Annotated in this window: 16 protein-coding genes, 1 tRNA gene and 5 pseudogenes; 12 read left to right on the top strand and 10 right to left on the bottom strand. The window is 69.3% G+C overall.

What is annotated here, in order from left to right; genetic code table 11:
- The first annotated feature begins 608 nt into the window (after window positions 1-608).
- Together AB0947_RS42100 and AB0947_RS42095 are read left to right on the top strand one after the other, a co-directional pair.
- Window positions 609-1,175: an HNH endonuclease family protein gene (locus AB0947_RS42100; RefSeq protein ID WP_366755650.1), complete on the top strand. Its 567-nt coding sequence runs from the start codon at window positions 609-611 to the stop codon at window positions 1,173-1,175.
- Window positions 1,172-1,453 carry a hypothetical protein gene (locus AB0947_RS42095; protein WP_366755649.1) on the top strand — a complete coding sequence of 94 codons (282 nt, stop codon included), beginning with the start codon at window positions 1,172-1,174 and terminating at the stop codon, window positions 1,451-1,453. Before AB0947_RS42100 ends, AB0947_RS42095 begins: the two co-directional genes overlap by 4 nt.
- Window positions 1,454-1,640: 187 nt before the next feature.
- Here AB0947_RS42095 and AB0947_RS42090 read toward each other — a convergent pair whose 3' ends face one another.
- Window positions 1,641-1,907 (bottom strand): hypothetical protein, encoded by a 267-nt coding sequence (locus tag AB0947_RS42090; RefSeq protein ID WP_366755648.1) that lies wholly within the window; start codon window positions 1,905-1,907, stop codon window positions 1,641-1,643.
- Window positions 1,908-2,256: 349 nt separating this feature from the next.
- Between AB0947_RS42090 and AB0947_RS42085 the strand changes: the two genes are divergently transcribed.
- On the top strand, window positions 2,257-2,706 hold the full coding sequence (locus AB0947_RS42085) for a peptidase inhibitor family I36 protein (protein WP_366755647.1): 450 nt from the start codon (window positions 2,257-2,259) through the stop codon (window positions 2,704-2,706).
- A gap of 710 nt (window positions 2,707-3,416) precedes the next feature.
- Here the strand turns inward: AB0947_RS42085 and AB0947_RS42080 are convergent.
- Window positions 3,417-4,436 (bottom strand): hypothetical protein, encoded by a 1,020-nt coding sequence (locus AB0947_RS42080; RefSeq protein WP_366755646.1) that lies wholly within the window; start codon window positions 4,434-4,436, stop codon window positions 3,417-3,419.
- On the opposite strand from AB0947_RS42080, the pseudogene AB0947_RS42075 reads away from it, so the two are divergent.
- Window positions 4,386-4,838 (top strand): annotated as a pseudogene (locus AB0947_RS42075) (DUF6233 domain-containing protein); the annotation flags it as partial. The gene AB0947_RS42080 and the pseudogene AB0947_RS42075 sit on opposite strands and share 51 nt — an antisense overlap.
- 53 nt (window positions 4,839-4,891) lie before the next feature.
- On the opposite strand, the gene AB0947_RS42070 reads toward AB0947_RS42075, so the two are convergent.
- Entirely contained in the window at window positions 4,892-5,119 is a 228-nt protein-coding gene (locus tag AB0947_RS42070) for a DUF6417 family protein (RefSeq protein WP_366755645.1), read from the bottom strand.
- Window positions 5,120-5,485: 366 nt separating this feature from the next.
- Here AB0947_RS42070 and AB0947_RS42065 point away from each other — a divergent pair, with 366 nt between their 5' ends.
- A complete protein-coding gene (locus AB0947_RS42065; RefSeq protein WP_366755644.1) occupies window positions 5,486-5,695 on the top strand; it encodes a DUF6207 family protein in 210 nt (69 codons plus the stop codon).
- A gap of 467 nt (window positions 5,696-6,162) precedes the next feature.
- Here the strand turns inward: AB0947_RS42065 and AB0947_RS42060 are convergent, their stop codons facing one another.
- The 3 genes from AB0947_RS42060 to AB0947_RS42050 form a co-directional block, all read right to left on the bottom strand.
- A complete protein-coding gene (locus AB0947_RS42060) occupies window positions 6,163-7,014 on the bottom strand; it encodes a hypothetical protein (protein ID WP_366755643.1) in 852 nt (283 codons plus the stop codon).
- Window positions 7,015-7,233: 219 nt separating this feature from the next.
- The gene (locus tag AB0947_RS42055) at window positions 7,234-7,395 is read right to left on the bottom strand and encodes a hypothetical protein (RefSeq protein ID WP_366755642.1); all 162 of its coding nucleotides are present in this window, start codon (window positions 7,393-7,395) and stop codon (window positions 7,234-7,236) included.
- Window positions 7,396-7,861: 466 nt separating this feature from the next.
- Complete coding sequence (locus AB0947_RS42050; protein WP_366755641.1) at window positions 7,862-7,999, bottom strand: hypothetical protein; 138 nt, start codon at window positions 7,997-7,999, stop codon at window positions 7,862-7,864.
- Window positions 8,000-8,015: 16 nt separating this feature from the next.
- Here AB0947_RS42050 and AB0947_RS42045 point away from each other — a divergent pair.
- Window positions 8,016-8,117, top strand: a pseudogene (locus tag AB0947_RS42045) (IS5/IS1182 family transposase); the annotation flags it as partial.
- Between the two features lie 24 nt (window positions 8,118-8,141).
- Here AB0947_RS42045 and AB0947_RS42040 read toward each other — a convergent pair.
- Window positions 8,142-8,639, bottom strand: coding sequence for a hypothetical protein (locus tag AB0947_RS42040; protein WP_366755640.1), 498 nt, complete (start codon window positions 8,637-8,639; stop codon window positions 8,142-8,144).
- A 128-nt stretch (window positions 8,640-8,767) separates the two neighbouring features.
- Window positions 8,768-9,421, bottom strand: a complete 654-nt coding sequence (locus tag AB0947_RS42035; RefSeq protein WP_366755639.1) for a DUF6461 domain-containing protein — start codon at window positions 9,419-9,421, stop codon at window positions 8,768-8,770.
- 152 nt (window positions 9,422-9,573) lie between these two features.
- On the opposite strand from AB0947_RS42035, the gene AB0947_RS42030 reads away from it, so the two are divergent.
- From AB0947_RS42030 to AB0947_RS42015, 4 genes are all read left to right on the top strand, one after another.
- Entirely contained in the window at window positions 9,574-9,999 is a 426-nt protein-coding gene (locus AB0947_RS42030; RefSeq protein ID WP_366755638.1) for a hypothetical protein, read from the top strand.
- Window positions 10,000-10,405: 406 nt separating this feature from the next.
- The gene (locus AB0947_RS42025) at window positions 10,406-10,639 is read left to right on the top strand and encodes a hypothetical protein (protein WP_366755637.1); all 234 of its coding nucleotides are present in this window, start codon (window positions 10,406-10,408) and stop codon (window positions 10,637-10,639) included.
- A gap of 241 nt (window positions 10,640-10,880) precedes the next feature.
- Window positions 10,881-10,955: transfer RNA gene (locus AB0947_RS42020), tRNA-Trp, on the top strand.
- Window positions 10,956-11,392: 437 nt separating this feature from the next.
- A complete protein-coding gene (locus AB0947_RS42015; protein ID WP_366755636.1) occupies window positions 11,393-11,998 on the top strand; it encodes a hypothetical protein in 606 nt (201 codons plus the stop codon).
- 40 nt (window positions 11,999-12,038) lie between these two features.
- Here AB0947_RS42015 and AB0947_RS42010 read toward each other — a convergent pair.
- Window positions 12,039-12,272 (bottom strand): annotated as a pseudogene (locus AB0947_RS42010) (transposase); the annotation flags it as partial.
- A 391-nt stretch (window positions 12,273-12,663) separates the two neighbouring features.
- Between AB0947_RS42010 and AB0947_RS42005 the strand changes: the two are divergent.
- Window positions 12,664-12,957: pseudogene (locus tag AB0947_RS42005) on the top strand (phosphotransferase); the annotation flags it as partial.
- Here AB0947_RS42005 and AB0947_RS42000 read toward each other — a convergent pair.
- Complete coding sequence (locus AB0947_RS42000) at window positions 12,950-13,219, bottom strand: hypothetical protein (protein WP_366755635.1); 270 nt, start codon at window positions 13,217-13,219, stop codon at window positions 12,950-12,952. The pseudogene AB0947_RS42005 and the gene AB0947_RS42000 sit on opposite strands and share 8 nt — an antisense overlap.
- 107 nt (window positions 13,220-13,326) lie before the next feature.
- On the opposite strand from AB0947_RS42000, the pseudogene AB0947_RS41995 reads away from it, so the two are divergent.
- Window positions 13,327-13,791: pseudogene (locus AB0947_RS41995) on the top strand (transposase); the annotation flags it as partial.
- Window positions 13,792-14,388 lie beyond the last annotated feature (597 nt).

The raw sequence follows: 14,388 nt of genomic DNA, 5'->3' as shown, positions 1-14,388 counted from the left end.
CGCCATCGACGGTTCCCCCCTTCTCCCATCTCACGCGCCCCGCACACGCAGCAAGTATCACTCAAAGCTATGCCGTGGCCTTGGGTTTGGTGGGGGCCGATGCGGGAGCGCGCGCACAGCCGGCACCCCAGACAGGCGACCGAGGGGACTCAGCCGTGCGACCGCCAGCGGATAGGCCGAGCTCAGGCTGGACAGCGCGCCACCGCCCAACGAGCTGAACAGGGGGCCAGGCAAGAGCGTGGGTGACGCGTATGAGGCCGGCGCGGCGCTGTGAATCGATCACGTTCTCGGAAGGGAGCGACGCCGTCGCTGCCCGCGGGGTGAGCTGTCGCCGCAAGCAGTGGCGGGCCCTTGGCGGTTCGTTTCTCCGGTGAACCCCCACCCGCCATCCGAGTGATGCCGTTGACGGTTCGCCCGCACCGGCGCGTGAGAGCCGCTACCTGCCTTGATCAGCTTCATTGCCGATCAAGAGAGATGGGCGCATGCATCCGTTCCAAACGAAGCTTGCCCTGCTCACCGCGGCGGTCACCGCCCTGCTCGCCCCCGTCAGCTCCGCCCCCGCGGCTGCGGCCGCAGCGCCCGCCTCCCACGTGGCCGGTGCCCCGAGCATGCGCCGGGATCTTCCCGAGCCGCCGCCAGCCGATGTCGTCCGCAAGGAACTCGGTGAACTCACCGTCGCCGCTCCGCATCCGATGACCGGCTACGCGCGCTCGAGGTTCCCCCACTGGATCACCCAGTACGGCACCTGCGACACCCGCGAGGTCGTCCTCGCCCGTGACGGCCAGGACGTCGTCCAGGACGACCAGTGCCGCGCCGTCTCCGGCATCTGGTACAGCGCCTACGACGGGAAGATCGCCACCAGGCCGTCCACCGAGGTCGACATCGACCACGTCGTCCCCCTCGCCAACGGCTGGCGCTCCGGCGCGGATGAGTGGAGCACCGCCAAGCGCCGCCAGTTCGCCAACGATCTCGTCAACCCGCAGCTGATCGCGGTGTCGGCGAGCTCCAACCGGCAGAAGGGTGACCAGTCCCCGGACCAGTGGGCGCCGCCGCTGCGCTCCTACTGGTGCACCTACGCGCGCGCCTGGACCCATGTGAAGTACGTCTACGCCCTCAACATCACCGAGCCGGAGAAGGACAAGCTGAACGAGATGCTGGACACCTGCCCCGCATGAGCACCAGCCCGGACACCGACTCGTACACCAGCACCGTCACCGCCGGCCCGGGCGGGGCGATGACCGACGAGGTCGGCGTCATCACCGGTGATCTCACCGTCCGCACCACCCTCGCCCATGACCGGCACACCGCCTGCGTCACCGTGCAGTACACGGGCGCCGACGAGTGGTACACCCTCACCGGCAGCCCCGCCTTGGTCCCGGACGCAGGCCTCGCGGCCTACCATCGTGATCTCCTCGGACGCATCCGGCGCGGCCGGGGCGCCACGGCCACCTGACACTGGGTGTCAGCGGCTCCGTCCTGGCGGGCGGGCCGGCCGAAGCTGGTCCGCGCGGCATGCCGGTCATGGCACTGGCGTCGCGGGCGAGGGCGGCTTCACCGGCCGCCCCACAGGGGCCCGGCCTCTTCGCGCACCCGCCGCGTCCGGCAGCTTCGCGTGAGCTCGGGTCAACCGGTCGGAGGTGTCAGGCGTTGGAGCCGCCGTTGGTGTCGCGCTGTCCGGTACGGCTGCCGTGCCAGTCGAGGACCATCGTGGTGGCATCGTCGGGCAGAGCCCTGCACAGGCCTCGTGGACTGCCGCGGTCACCGGCTCCCCGACCGCTCCTGGGACGCTGTTGCCCGGACGGTACGACGACGAAGGCCGTTTCCAGTACGTCGGCCGCACCACCACCCTCGCCCGCCAGGCCGGCGCGGCGGTCGCCGGCCTGCTCGCGGCCGGGCGGCGCGGGCATCCATGGACGGGCTGGTCGTTCTCCGCCGGCTGGGGCAGCCGAGAGCAGCTGGACGTCACGCTGGTGGAACCGCAGCTGGTGGTTGGAGGTCGGCGTCGACGTCGCCCGTGACGCCTCCGGCCGCTGGCGCCACCCCGCGCGCTGGCATCGCGCCCGGCCCGACCTGTCCCCCGCCGACCTCCCCCGCCTGACGACGCCGCCGTACTGACTGATTGGGTGATCACCCAGGCGCCCTGGCCGCGACGGCGTAGCCGGTGGCCGGGCTGGACGACGACGCCGACTCGCTCGTCTGAATGAACATCGACGGAAAGCGGAATGGCGAACCGTTCCGCCAGGACAGGCCGATGCCATGAGCCTTCTGCCCACACCACGGCCCCGCACCCCCAGGACCGCGCTGCTCGCCGCCGCCGTCCCGGCCGTCCTGGCCGCATCACTGACCGGCCTCGCACCCGCCCACGCCACCACCACTGCCAGCGTCCCCGCCGTGGCCCGGGACCAGATCGCGTGCCCGCGCGGCTTCGTCTGCATCTACCCCGACATCAACTTCAACGGCCAGCCCTACGTCAAACGCGCCGTCGACGGCTCGGTACGCCACCTGCCCGACTACATCCGCGGCAAGGGCAGCTCCATCATCAACAACAGCAGCCGCACCGCACGCGTCTACCAGAAAGACAACTACCTCGGCCGGCACGTCTGCGTCGGACGCGAAGGCGGCACCATCGGCGACCTGCGTTCCTACCAGCTCAACGACACCACCCACAGCCTGCGCAACAACGACACCCCCTGCGGCGCCTCGTAACCGCCCCCGGCGCGCGTCCGTCCATCTCCCGGTCGCCGGCCGGCAGCCCTCCGGCTCCACCCTCCGCCGGTTCAGCCACCTGGTCCGCAGGTCGGCAAGCACGGCGCCTTCCTCCGGGCCGGCCCAGTAGACCGACTCGCCAGGCGTTGTGGCCCGCGGCGGCGGGACGGGACAGCGGCGGCCGCGTCCGGTGGGACGGCACAACCCGGCGTACGGCACCTCAGAGCGGCCTGCGTTGCCGCAGCCGTCCAGACCGGCACCGAGCACGGGTGTGCCAGCGAGCGACCCGGGTGGGACGCCGGGACACCGCCGGCCAACTCGCCAAGGGCAGGCAGTAACAGCAGGACAGCAGCGAAGTCCCTGAGGAGAAGCATCCAGGTATGACCGGCAAGCTGCCGGGACCACTGCTGAGCGCTGCCGTGTGCTCACGTCGGCCCGCTTGGTGCGCGGGGTGAGGACCGGGCCCGCTGGCGCCGCCGCGCTGCGGGCCCGGGAGCGCTCAGCCTGTCGTATCCCTCGTGACGGCAGGCGCTCGAACGGGCACTTCGTCCCGAACCCTTACCAGCCGTTCCCCGGCACCTGCCGCGCTGGATGCATCACCGTCGCGCGGCATCGCTGCCGCCGTGGCCGGGCGTGACAAGGTCGCGGTGGGGGCGTGCCGCCGCCGGGCCGCAGCAGTTCGGGTCCTGCGACCAGGTTCTGGAAAGCGGTCAGGAGGCCCGGCGCAGGGGCGCGACGGCGGCCGGCCCGATGGATGCGGGTCCGAACTTGTCCCGGATGCGGTCCATGGCCTGCTCGGCGACGAGCCGGGACTCCCGTGCGCCGTCGAAGCTGATCTGCTCGGCGACCTGGTCGGCGTCGATGACGTCCTCACCCCTCAGCACGATGCCGGTCAGGCGGGCGCGTTGCAGACCGGCGGCGTCCATCAGCTGGTAGGCGAGCATGCGCAGGTCGTCCTCGTGGGCGGAGGGTGCGGGCAGGCGGCGGGTCCTCTCCCACATGGTGCCGCCCGCGAAGCCCAGGGTCAGGGTGATCGCGCGGGCGGCCTGGCCCCGGTGGCGCAGCTGGAGGCCGAGCCGGACGACGAGGTCGAGCAGGGCCGTCCGGACGACGGCGCCGTCCAGGGTGTGGTGGGTGAAGCGGTGGCGTACGGCGGCTGAGGCCGGCAGGGCCCTCGGGACGACGGGGCGGGGGTCGATGCCGCGGGCGCGGTCGGCGGCGAGCCGGCCCGCCTTCTTGCCCAGCAGCCGCTGCACAGTGGCCGGGGAGACAGCTGCGAGCAGACCGACCGAGTGGATGCCGTAGTCACGGAGCACGACCGCCTGGCGAGGGCCGATCCCGTGCAGCGCCTCCACCGGCAGCGGAGCGAGCCAGCCGGCGACCTCGCCGGGCGCGACGGCGAGGACGCCGCCGGGATGGGTGATCTGGGAGGAGGCGGTGGCCGCGACGGTGATCGTCGGCCCGCCACCGACCCGGACGTCGACCCCGAGGCGCGAGATGCACCGGATGCGCAGGACCTCACCCAGGTGCGCCGCGTCGGTGCCGTGGTAGCGCAGGGCGCCTTTCAGCTCGACCAGGGCGGCGGACGGCGGCAGAGCCTGCACCACCGGGGACAGACCGGCCAGCAGCTCCAGCACGTGCCGGTAGATCTCCTCCGGCAGCCGGTCCGGGCAACGCACATGCATCACCGTCGCCCGCACAGTCTCGACCTGCTTCCCGGTGTCGTTCACGGTGCTCACCTCCACACCCTCACGCTATCGAACGTAGATTCGAACACACGAGTGCAACAAGGTGATCATGGAAGTAGAATCAAAAATATGTTCGATGACTTGCCGCCTGACCTGGAGCGGCTGCGCACTTTGCGGGTGTGGCACGCGATGTGGCTGGCACGCATCGACCGCAAGATCGCGCAGCTGGTGCAGCGGCAAGCCGAACAGGAACGCGGTCGGCGGGCGAAGCCGGTCCCACCGGACTGGATCGTTGAACTCGGTATCGGAGTCGGCCGGCCGCCCGTGCAAGTCCACCGGGGCACCTGCTACATGGCGGGCAAACGGCACCGGTCCGTCGGCCCGGACGAGGCCCGCCGGCTGCTGGCCGACGGCACCAGCGCGTGCAGTCACTGCCGCCCCGACACCGCTCTCGGCATCGCCGGCTTAGCCGGCCACGGCCACCGGGCGGCGGCGACTCACTCCTGTGACGGGACACGGGCAGCGATCTCCTTGGCCCATCGCCCGGCCTCCGGCGCATGGGCCCCGCCCTCGGCCGTGACGAGCCGCAGCCAGCTCAGCAGGTCGTGCGCCTCCTGAAGGGTGAGCAGCGGCAGTCGCTCGCCCGCTGTCTCCATCGGCGCGAAGTCGATCTCGTCCAGGTCCAGGTCCTCGTAGCCGTCCACGACCGTGGCAACGCTCCACACCCCACCCCGGTCACGGGCCGGCGCCGGGCAGGAAACAGCCCCGGCCGGCGTGGCCGCCGACCGGGGCTGAACCCGTGAAAAGTGTGATCGTGAAGGGCGATCGCCTACGCGGCGAAAGGCAATGCGAGGCTTCAGCCGAACGATCGTCCTCGCATGCGATAGATGAGGCCCGGGGACACTGTTCCCTTCACCATCACGCATCGTTCAACCACGCCTGCCCTGCGAACATTCCCGCGCGCCTACGAGTTCTCGGGACCTTCCCGGGTGCTGCACCGCTTCCGTCGCCGCCGCGAGGCAGCCCTACTCGGTCGGGTGAACACTCCAAGAGGGGAGAACTGGGGCGGTGTCCGGCACGTGATGCCTGGCATGAAGCCGATCAGCGAAGTACATGTGGCGGAGCCGGGCCTGGCCGTCGTCGAGGTCGCGGCCTGTGATGACGAGACGGCATTCGCGGTCCAGGAGTTGCTCGCCGGGCGGTGGGCGACCGCGACCGCAGACACCACGACCCGGGCTCCCGGCGAGGCCGGTGTCCGGCTGCGCTGTTACCTGGACGTGCGCCAGGAGCTCGGCTCGTAGCATCGCCGGGGCTGTCGTACGTCCGCAGGCGCGGTGGGCAGCTGTCAGGCGGCGGTCTTCTTGCGGCGGCGGCCGCTGGAAGCGAGGGCGTCGACGAGCTCCTCCCGGCTCATCTTCGACCGGCCGGGACCTCCTGTTCGGTCGCCCGCTGGTACAGCTCCGCCTTGCTCAGCTTCTGCAGCTCTCTCTTGCCGCCGGCACCGCGGCCGCGGGCCCGCGCCGCTCCCGCCTTCTTCGGCGGAGCCTTCCGCGCCGACGTGGAAGTCGGCGTCGACGTCGCCCGCGACAGCACCGGCCGGTGGCGGCACCCAGCGCGACGGCACCGTCCGCGCCCCGACCTCTCCCCCGATGACGTCGCGCCCTTCGGCAGCCCCGGCTAGGCCGGCCATAAGGTCAGGGCTGTCGCCGGCGGCGACCAGGCGGGACTCCCGGGCGCCGTCCAGGCTGATCTGTCAGGTGACTGTTATTCAGGCGCCCAGGTAGACCGGTGCCTTCTGGACGGACTTGCTGTAGATGTGGTTGCTGATGGTGCCGTCGGCGCCCAGGACGACCAGCGTGACGTTGTCCTGGAGGACGACCGGGCGCCCCTTGGCGTACTCGATGGAGAACGTGCCGTGGCTGGTGGTCAGCTGCGCCCCGTAGACACCGTTGTGCTTGACGAGCTTGACGATCGCGCCGTTGGCCAGCTTGTAGCGGCCCAGCCGGGGGCTGACGGTGGTCTCTGCACCGGTCCAGGTGACGGTCCCGCCGAGCGGGTCGAGCACCAGCGTGCGGTTGCCGAACAGAGCGGCGCCGGCGCGGGAGTGCGCGTCGAGGAAGCGCACCAGCTTGCCGTCCCGGAAGACGCGGGCCTGGTGGTGGTCGGCGGAGACCTTGAAGATCTGCGCGGTCGTACGCGGGTCGAGGCGCAGCGTGCGGGAGAGCGTGCCGTGCAGGGTGCAGTCGGCGGTCAGGGTTGGGAAGGGCGTGGACTGCCAGGGGGTGGGGCCGCCCTGGCTGCGCTGGCCGAAGACGGGCTTGGCGGAGAGCACCCCGGTGATCTTCAGGCCGTCGGCCAGGTCGGTGGGCCTGCTCTGGTTCACGGTCGCGACGGCGTGCCCCTTGGCATCGAGGAGCGTGGCGGACGCGCCGTTGTCTGCGCTGTTGACCAGCCGGACCTTCATGCCGCCGCCGAAGACGGAGGGGATGGTCGTGGCGGCGACGCAGGCGCTGCTCCCGGTCGGCCCGGCCGTAGTGGCGGCACTGACCGAGACGATGGAAGCAGTGGCGGTACCGGCGAGGGCGACGGTAACGAGGGCGGTGCGGAGTGCGGTACGCATGGCTGCTCCTGGCGGCTTCGGCTTCTGAGTGCTGGCTGCTCTGACCAGCGAGAACAACCCTAAAGATCACCCGTTCCGGAATCGTCGAGTCCATGTCACAGGCACGTGACTGCGCGTCTCCCGTGGCTGCTGCTTACTCCGGGCCGAGTGGAGTGTCGGCCCGCATCGTCGGCATCCCCAACCGGACCCGACGCTGACCAGAGCGACAGAACTTGGGCGCTACGAGGCCGGCGGCCCGCCTGCTTCTTCGTGGCCGACTGTGGTCTCCTTGGTCGGCCAGCGCCAGCGCGACGTGCTGGGGCTCGCGGGCGCGGGCCACTGCCACTGGATCCACGTGGTCAGGCTGAACAGCGCGGCCAGTACGGCCACGAGTCTGCGCATGAGCGCCCCTCCCCGGTTACGCGGCACGCTCCCCACGCACCGCTCTTTCGTTCGATACAAGGTGCAGACATTACAGCGCGAAATGATCATGAGGAACGGCTGTCACGGCAGCACGCTGCACACGACTCCAGCGCAGACGCCCAGGCGTTGTCCGGTGCCGCGGGAGTCGGCAAGCGGAGCACGGGCCACCTGGGTGCAGGCGCTGGCCAGCACGAGCCGAGCCCGGGGCGTATCCCGCTGGCGGCGAATGCCAAGCGCGCGGATCCGGTGAGATTCCAGGCGATGTAGCCGTCGACCTTCCAGCCGGGCCGGGCACAGGTCGAAGATTCGGATCCTCGCTCTCGTCCCCGCTCTTCGCCCCAGCTGACCCCGCCACGCACATACGGAAGGTGGGCCGCCCTCGCACAAGGCGACCCACCCTGGACACGTCCGGCTCATGGGCCGGAGTCATCTACCGCCGGCGAGGTCAGTCGCGGTGTCCGTCGCCGTGGTCACCGCCGTGACGCCGGTCGTCACCACGGTGGCGCCGGTCGTCGCCGCGGTGGTCGCGGTCATAGCCCCAGGAGACCTCGTCGACGACCCGGTCGACTACCGCGAGCGTCATGCGGTCGAGTGGGATCAACCGCCTCAAGAGGCAACGCGCCGTCGCCACCCGGTACGACAAACTCGCGGTCCGCTACGAGGCCACTGTCCTCGTAGCGTCCATCAACGAGTGGCTGTGATCGGCACGCTCAGCCCGAGGCAATTCAGAGCTCGATGCCCAAGCCGTTTAGGAGCTCCTGGAACAGATCCTCCACGAACGGGTCGGACCGCTTCGACAGGACATCGGCGATCGTTTTGGGAACGGGAGTCAGGCCAGCCGCCCGTGCCCAGGCCACAGCACGCTCCGCGGCCTCCTCCGGCCCCAAGAACCAGTCGTCGACGGATTGGCCATCCTCCGCCAGGTAGGCGGACATAGCCGCCCGATCAAGACATGCGCGCCAGGTTTCCTGGTCCCTGGTCCGGCCTTCCAAGACAAGGCAGTCGCTGTCCATGACGAATCCGGCAAGGACCGGGTGCCCAGTGACGTCAACCAGTTCGATGAGACTCTCCTCATCGAGTGAGGACTCCCCTTCCAACGACCAGAGCCGCCAGTCATCAGCGCGCTCCTGGAGCAGCTCCATGCGCACCCCGTCAGTGAAGGCCGCCACCTCACCCAGCGAACCCCGATGACGGACGACGACAAGAGAACCCCAGTACCCCATCTGATTGCTCCATGTCCGAAAGTCGCTGCGTGGCGGCGCTCGCCGCCGCCCAGAGCCGCGTTCACGCAAGGAGGGGTGATTCTTGCAGAAATCCACTTTCGCCCCTAGGTCCGCACCAGACCCTCGTATCAGGCGTCGCTGCCCAGCGAGTCAAGAGCGGGGCTGCCGCTCACCACGGCGAGGGGGAGCCGGTCGTACTCGAGCAGATTGCGGGGCAGGGTGAGCTCGAAATGCCTCTCGATCACGCCCAGGGACATCGCGATCCGGTGCTGGTGCCGTTCGGCACTCACGCGCGGGTAATCCCCGGTCGGCAGGATGATGCCCGCCGCCGTCAGGTCCTCCTGCAGCAAATCCGGCCGGGTCCCCCACCGTCGCCGCTCCTCACCGAGACCGAACGAGCACAGCAGTTCACCGCCGGCGGCGTAGGAGAAGAGCGGAGGCGAGTGAAACGCCTGAGGGTCGAGACTCACAGCCTCCACGCCGTCGCGCGAGACACCCGTGAGGATGTCGTGCCGGGCGCCGCGGCTTTCCCCGTACTCGACGGCGAACGCCCATCCCCCCGCCTGCCCCATCCGGGCGACACCGACGTCAGGATCCCTGAGGAGAGCGACCGCTTCCTGCGCCGTGGCCGTCGCACGCGCGGCACCGGGACTGGCCCCCAGGCGTACGGCCAACTCCTCCTGTGTGATGCCACGGGCGAAGGTGACGCTGTAATAACACTCGGATTCCGCCAGCCAGCGCACGCCTTCAATCGCCATGACCACATCCTGCCGCACGGTCACCAGCGGTCCCCTCCGCAGCGTCGTTGAGGCAGCGGACACCACACTGCGGCGCGCGGCCAGGAACCTCCGGCACGAACCGGGACGGCGCACACACGGGGCGTACGACCAGCAGCAACTCGGAGCGGGCCGCAAGGCGCAGGCCCAACCCGGGGGTGCAGCGGGCCGAGCCGCCAAGTACAGCGCCGGCCGGAACCCGCGCGAGCCCGGCTGGCGGCACGCAGCCCAGCGCGCGGCGATTCGGCCGCGACCCGGACCGGTTCGGCAGGTGGCTGTGCGACGTCGGCGACCAGGTCGCCCGCACCCAGCAGCACGCGCACCCCGCCGGCCCCACCGCGATCGAGATCCTGTCGGTCGTCGCCGACGACCTCAGCCCCCGTCCGGACGGCACTGCCGGGATGGAACGGGAACGGCTCCTCCGTCTCGCTGTGCCTTACCTGGGCTACCTACGCCCCGGTCACGACGTGGAAGACGCACGCGAGATCGCCCTCACCTTCACCCTGTGGGCAGGCCCGCAACTGGCCGCACTCCTCTACCACGACTACCAGCGGATCAACGCCTACACCAGCGCCCGGACCTGATCGGCAACGACACGCCACCCATCGCGGCGCGGCAGAGCCGGCGCGATAGCAGTCGAGGCGGAAGCTGACCTGCGGAACGCTGCAGCCCGTGACCAGCCGGGGCGCCTGGCACCCAGCAGGCCCGGTCACTCCCCTCCCGTGCGGTACCCGCCTGGCGGGAAACCACTGGACGCAGCGACGGCCGCGCGGACGCAGCAACGGGTGACACCGCCGGACCGGCTGCCGGCCGGAAGCTCCGGGCCTCCACACACTGCCCGACTCGCCATCCGCTTACGGGGCCATGATCACTCACCCAGCCCAAAGCCGCTCCGCCTACCGCTGGATACTGTGCACGCATGCATTCTGGCGACCTGGCCTCAGCGCGGCGCCACCGTGATCCGCTCCTATGAGCACACTGGCAGAGGCCATGGCCCATCTCGTGGCAGCAGTGGACACCAGTACCGATGAGGAAGCCTCGCCGGACGCAGCGTCCAGATGGATGGAGCATCCGGCGTACCTCTTCGACCGCCTCGGTGCGGAAGATCGGCACCGACTCGCAGACCTGTTCCGCGAAGCGGCCCTGAAGGAGCCGGAAGGGCCATGGCGTGATGCCCTGCTGGCTGTGCCAGATGGGTTCGGCCTTGATGAGGACGAGGGCTGAGCCGCAGCTGCTGTACAGCACGGAGGTACAGCAACCATCGTAACCAGCACCGACCGCCACCGGCCCTGAATGACCGTCTGACGTGCCCAGCAGACCCCAGTGACCACCCTGCCCGTAGTTCGCATCGAGGGGCAGCCCAACAACGTGCCCCGGTCGTTGAGACCCCACCGATCTAGCGGCGCCGGGAGTACCGAAAGCCGGGTCTGGCCCGAAACGCGATGGGCTAGGATCCCCGCCGGGCGAAGCCGTAGCGCAGAGGTCGTCGCGCGCGGTCTCCAAAATCGCGAGGACGCCGGTTCGAATCCGGCCGGCTTCGCCCGTGCCAACCTTGCTTCTTAAAACGGTGCTCACATGACGCAGTAGTCGACGGCAGTGACGGCAGCGCTGACGGCAATGACAGCGGACGTCAGCGGCACTGCGCGACCCGGCACGGTAACGGCGGAGTGCCGGCGGGCCATCCCGCCAAGGCGTGCCCGCATCTTCTAAGCGCCGGTCGACTGTTGTGACTCGTGGGCACCCGTACCAGACGCGTGCCGCCTCGTGCGGTGGATAGCGGGCACCACGGCACCGGTCAACCAGGCCCCGTGGCCGCTCTGCCGCAGGTCAGCAGGGCATCCGGTACGAAGTACCCGAGCTGAGTGCACTTTTGCCAAAGCGGCTGCCTGCTTCTCCGCGCTCTATGCCACGCTGCGTCCACAGAGTAGGTGGCTCAACTGCCACTCGTTCGGCCTGAAGGTTGTGCATCATGTGCCGGTGGACATAGCTCGCCTCGTCTTGGAGTACGTCAAGACACTCGCGTGGCCCTTGATCGTGCTTTTCATCGCACTGGCCTTCAAGGACGAATTCCGACGATTGCTCGATCGTCTTAAAGAGGTCAAAGGTGGAGGTTTCGGCGCAACATTCGGCGATGGCATCCGGGAGGCGCGAAGTGCAGCCCAGGCAGCTGCAGAGGAGGCTGCCGCCACCGAGGCGGAAGACCAGCCCACAGAGGACATGTTCAACACGTTCCGGGACGTTGCGAAGGCGACACCGGAGGGAGCAGTGCTGGCCGCTTGGGGGGCTGTCGAGCGGAAGCTCACCGAAGCTGTTCGTGCCGTGTCAGGGACGGACAACCTGACGACCATAGGAACCCGATCCACACCTACTGCGCTCATCACCTACCTTGGCAATGCCGGCCTGAACCCAATGGCAGTTGTCGCCCTCAACAACCTGCGGGTGCTGCGGAATCGGGCGGCCCACCCCGCAGAGGGCGTTGTCATTGATGCAGCTGAGGCCCGCTCCTACGTGGACACGGCTGAGCTAGGAGTCAGGCTCTTGAACTCCTACATCGCCGGGAGGCAGGAGCCCCACGCAGCATGACTGTCCTTGACATCCACAGCTGACATCAACGGGGGGGGACTTTGGGCAGGAACAGGCGCCACTGCAGCGGGCAGGAGGCGGTGTCGCTGGCGGCGTGGACGCTGACCGCGACCTGGCAGTTGGCGCGTTTGCCCAGGGCCCCGCAGTACTGCGGGGCCACGGCGACCGACATTCTTCCGTCCTTGGGCAGCGACACGTCGTCGATCACCCAGGCCGTCGGGGCGATGAGTGGCAACATGCGCTCTGCGATCCGCCGCTGCACCGGCACCGGGTCTCCACGGGGCAGGCATGCGTGGTGCCGACCCAGACGGCCGACGAGCCAGACAGGCAGGTCCTGCTGTGCCTGCTGGGCGCGCACCCGCTCGAAGGCATCTGCGACTTTTGTCAGTGCGCCGCGGACTTCGCTCTGCCCGACATGTGTAGTCACTGTTTGGACGTCCGGTACGCCAAGTTCTGACGGGTTCTCCGGTCACCGAGGCCGCGTGCCGGACTGACAGCCGTCACTCCAGGGACCGTCCGCCCGGGGGCCCGGGGTGGTCATCCGGTTGCGTGCCAGGCCTGTCCTTCACCTACTGCAACCGCTCGTTCGTGCTCCGAGCGGGCGGCTTCCAGCAGGCGTCGCCAGGACGTGACCAGGGGGCGCCGCCGCAGGAGTGCCCTCCTTGTTCACGCACGGCGACCTGCAGATCAGTCACGTGTTCGTGAACGGCAAGGAGCATACGGCCGTCATCAACCTGTCGGTGGCGGGCTGCGGTGACGCCCGGTTCCACCCTGCCACGTTGACGCTCGGACACGCCGAACACCTCGGCGACGTCGTCGCCAGCTACGGCACAGACGTCGACCTCGACGTGATCCGCGCGTGGTGGTGGTTGCGTAGCCTGCTGGCGATTCGCTGGCCGGCCGAGGACGGCTTCACCCCGCCTGCGCCCGGTTGTGAGCCATGGCAGGCGCTCAACTAGGACGGCCCTGTGCACCCTCCAAGTCTTCGATGTCGAGCGCCTCCAGCGTGTCTGCGATCTCGATGAGGTCTTCAGTCGAGAGTGCGGGTGGAGTCCAGTGGCGTGCGCGTGCGTGATCGATGAAGGTCTCGTCCAGCGGAACGTGGTAGTGCTCGACATAGTGAGCGAGGTCCGAGTGCCAGAACCACTCGCCGTCGGTGTGCAGCTCCAACGCACCGATGAACTCGCCACTCAGTGCGTCATAGACCGGTGATCCGGTCACGGCAAGGGCTGACCGAGTAGTCCTTCATCGCCATCGGCGGTCTTCTCGCTTCCTTCGGATCAAGCAGATCCAGTATCAGCGTGTCCACCACTCAGGGGGAGGTCCCCCTTGCTATGGAAGATCGTCTCAGGCAGATCGACCAGCAGATTCGGGAGACTTTCCGCAGTCACCCCCAGGCTGACATCATCGAGTCCTTGCCGGGCATGGGGCCCCTCCTGGGTGCAGAGTTCGTCGTGGCGGCGGGCGCCATGTCGGCCTATGCAGACGCGGGCCATCTGGCCTCGGCGGCAGGACTGGTACCCGTTCCTCGAGACTCCGGACGACGCACCGGGAACCTGCATCGCCCCAAACGCTACAACCGCCGCCTGCGCAGGGTTTTCTACCTCCCCGCGCAGGTGAGCATCATGCGTGAGGGCCCCAACCGTGACTTCTACCTCAAGAAGCGCAGCGAGGGCCTGAAACATGTCCAGGCCGTCATCGCGGTGGCCCGCCGGAGGATCGATGTCCTATGGGCGCTGCTTCGGGACAACCGGCTGTTCACACCAGCTCCTCCGGTCCCGCAAACGGCTTGACTCGGTCATTGAAACTCCTCGCCAACTTCGGCCAAGCGGGCTGTAGCGCGCCATGACCGCCGACGCCGTCGCCTGAGCGGCGAAGGGCTTGGCGGCGCTTCAGCCGAACGGTCGTCCCCACGGGCAACAGGATTCGGAGGCGCGGGTTCCGTCGCGACCGAGCCCTCAGGAGGGACCACCGCCCGCCGGACATCCCCGGCACGCACGGTCGCCGGACGGATCCCATCGCGCCTCGCATCTCGCGCAGCCTGCGCAGACGGGACCGGGTCGACCGCCCGGGCGTATTCGGCTGACGAAACAGCTGCACGTGCTCACGCCGCCCGTTCGGCTTCGTGTGCGTGTGTGGGCGAGGAGGAACTCCGCTGTGTGCGTTGCCAATGTCCTCCGTGTAGGGGCGTCGCGGCCGGTCTCCGAGTCCGGTCGCGGCACCCCCACCCCGGGCGCCCGCGCCGATATGCCCGAGCATCCGCACAGTGGGGCGGCTGCCCGCCGCTCAGCTCGGCGCCATGCGCATCACGGAGGGTGGGTCGCCCCCGCACGAGGCGACCCACCCTGGACACATCCGGCTCATGGGCCGGAGTCATCTACCGCCGCGTG

Source organism: Streptomyces sp. NPDC047841 (genome assembly GCF_040704085.1).
Classification (GTDB): domain Bacteria; phylum Actinomycetota; class Actinomycetes; order Streptomycetales; family Streptomycetaceae; genus Streptomyces; species Streptomyces argyrophylli.
Note: the sequence above shows the minus strand (reverse complement) of the source record. Positions and strands in the feature narration are given on the sequence as shown.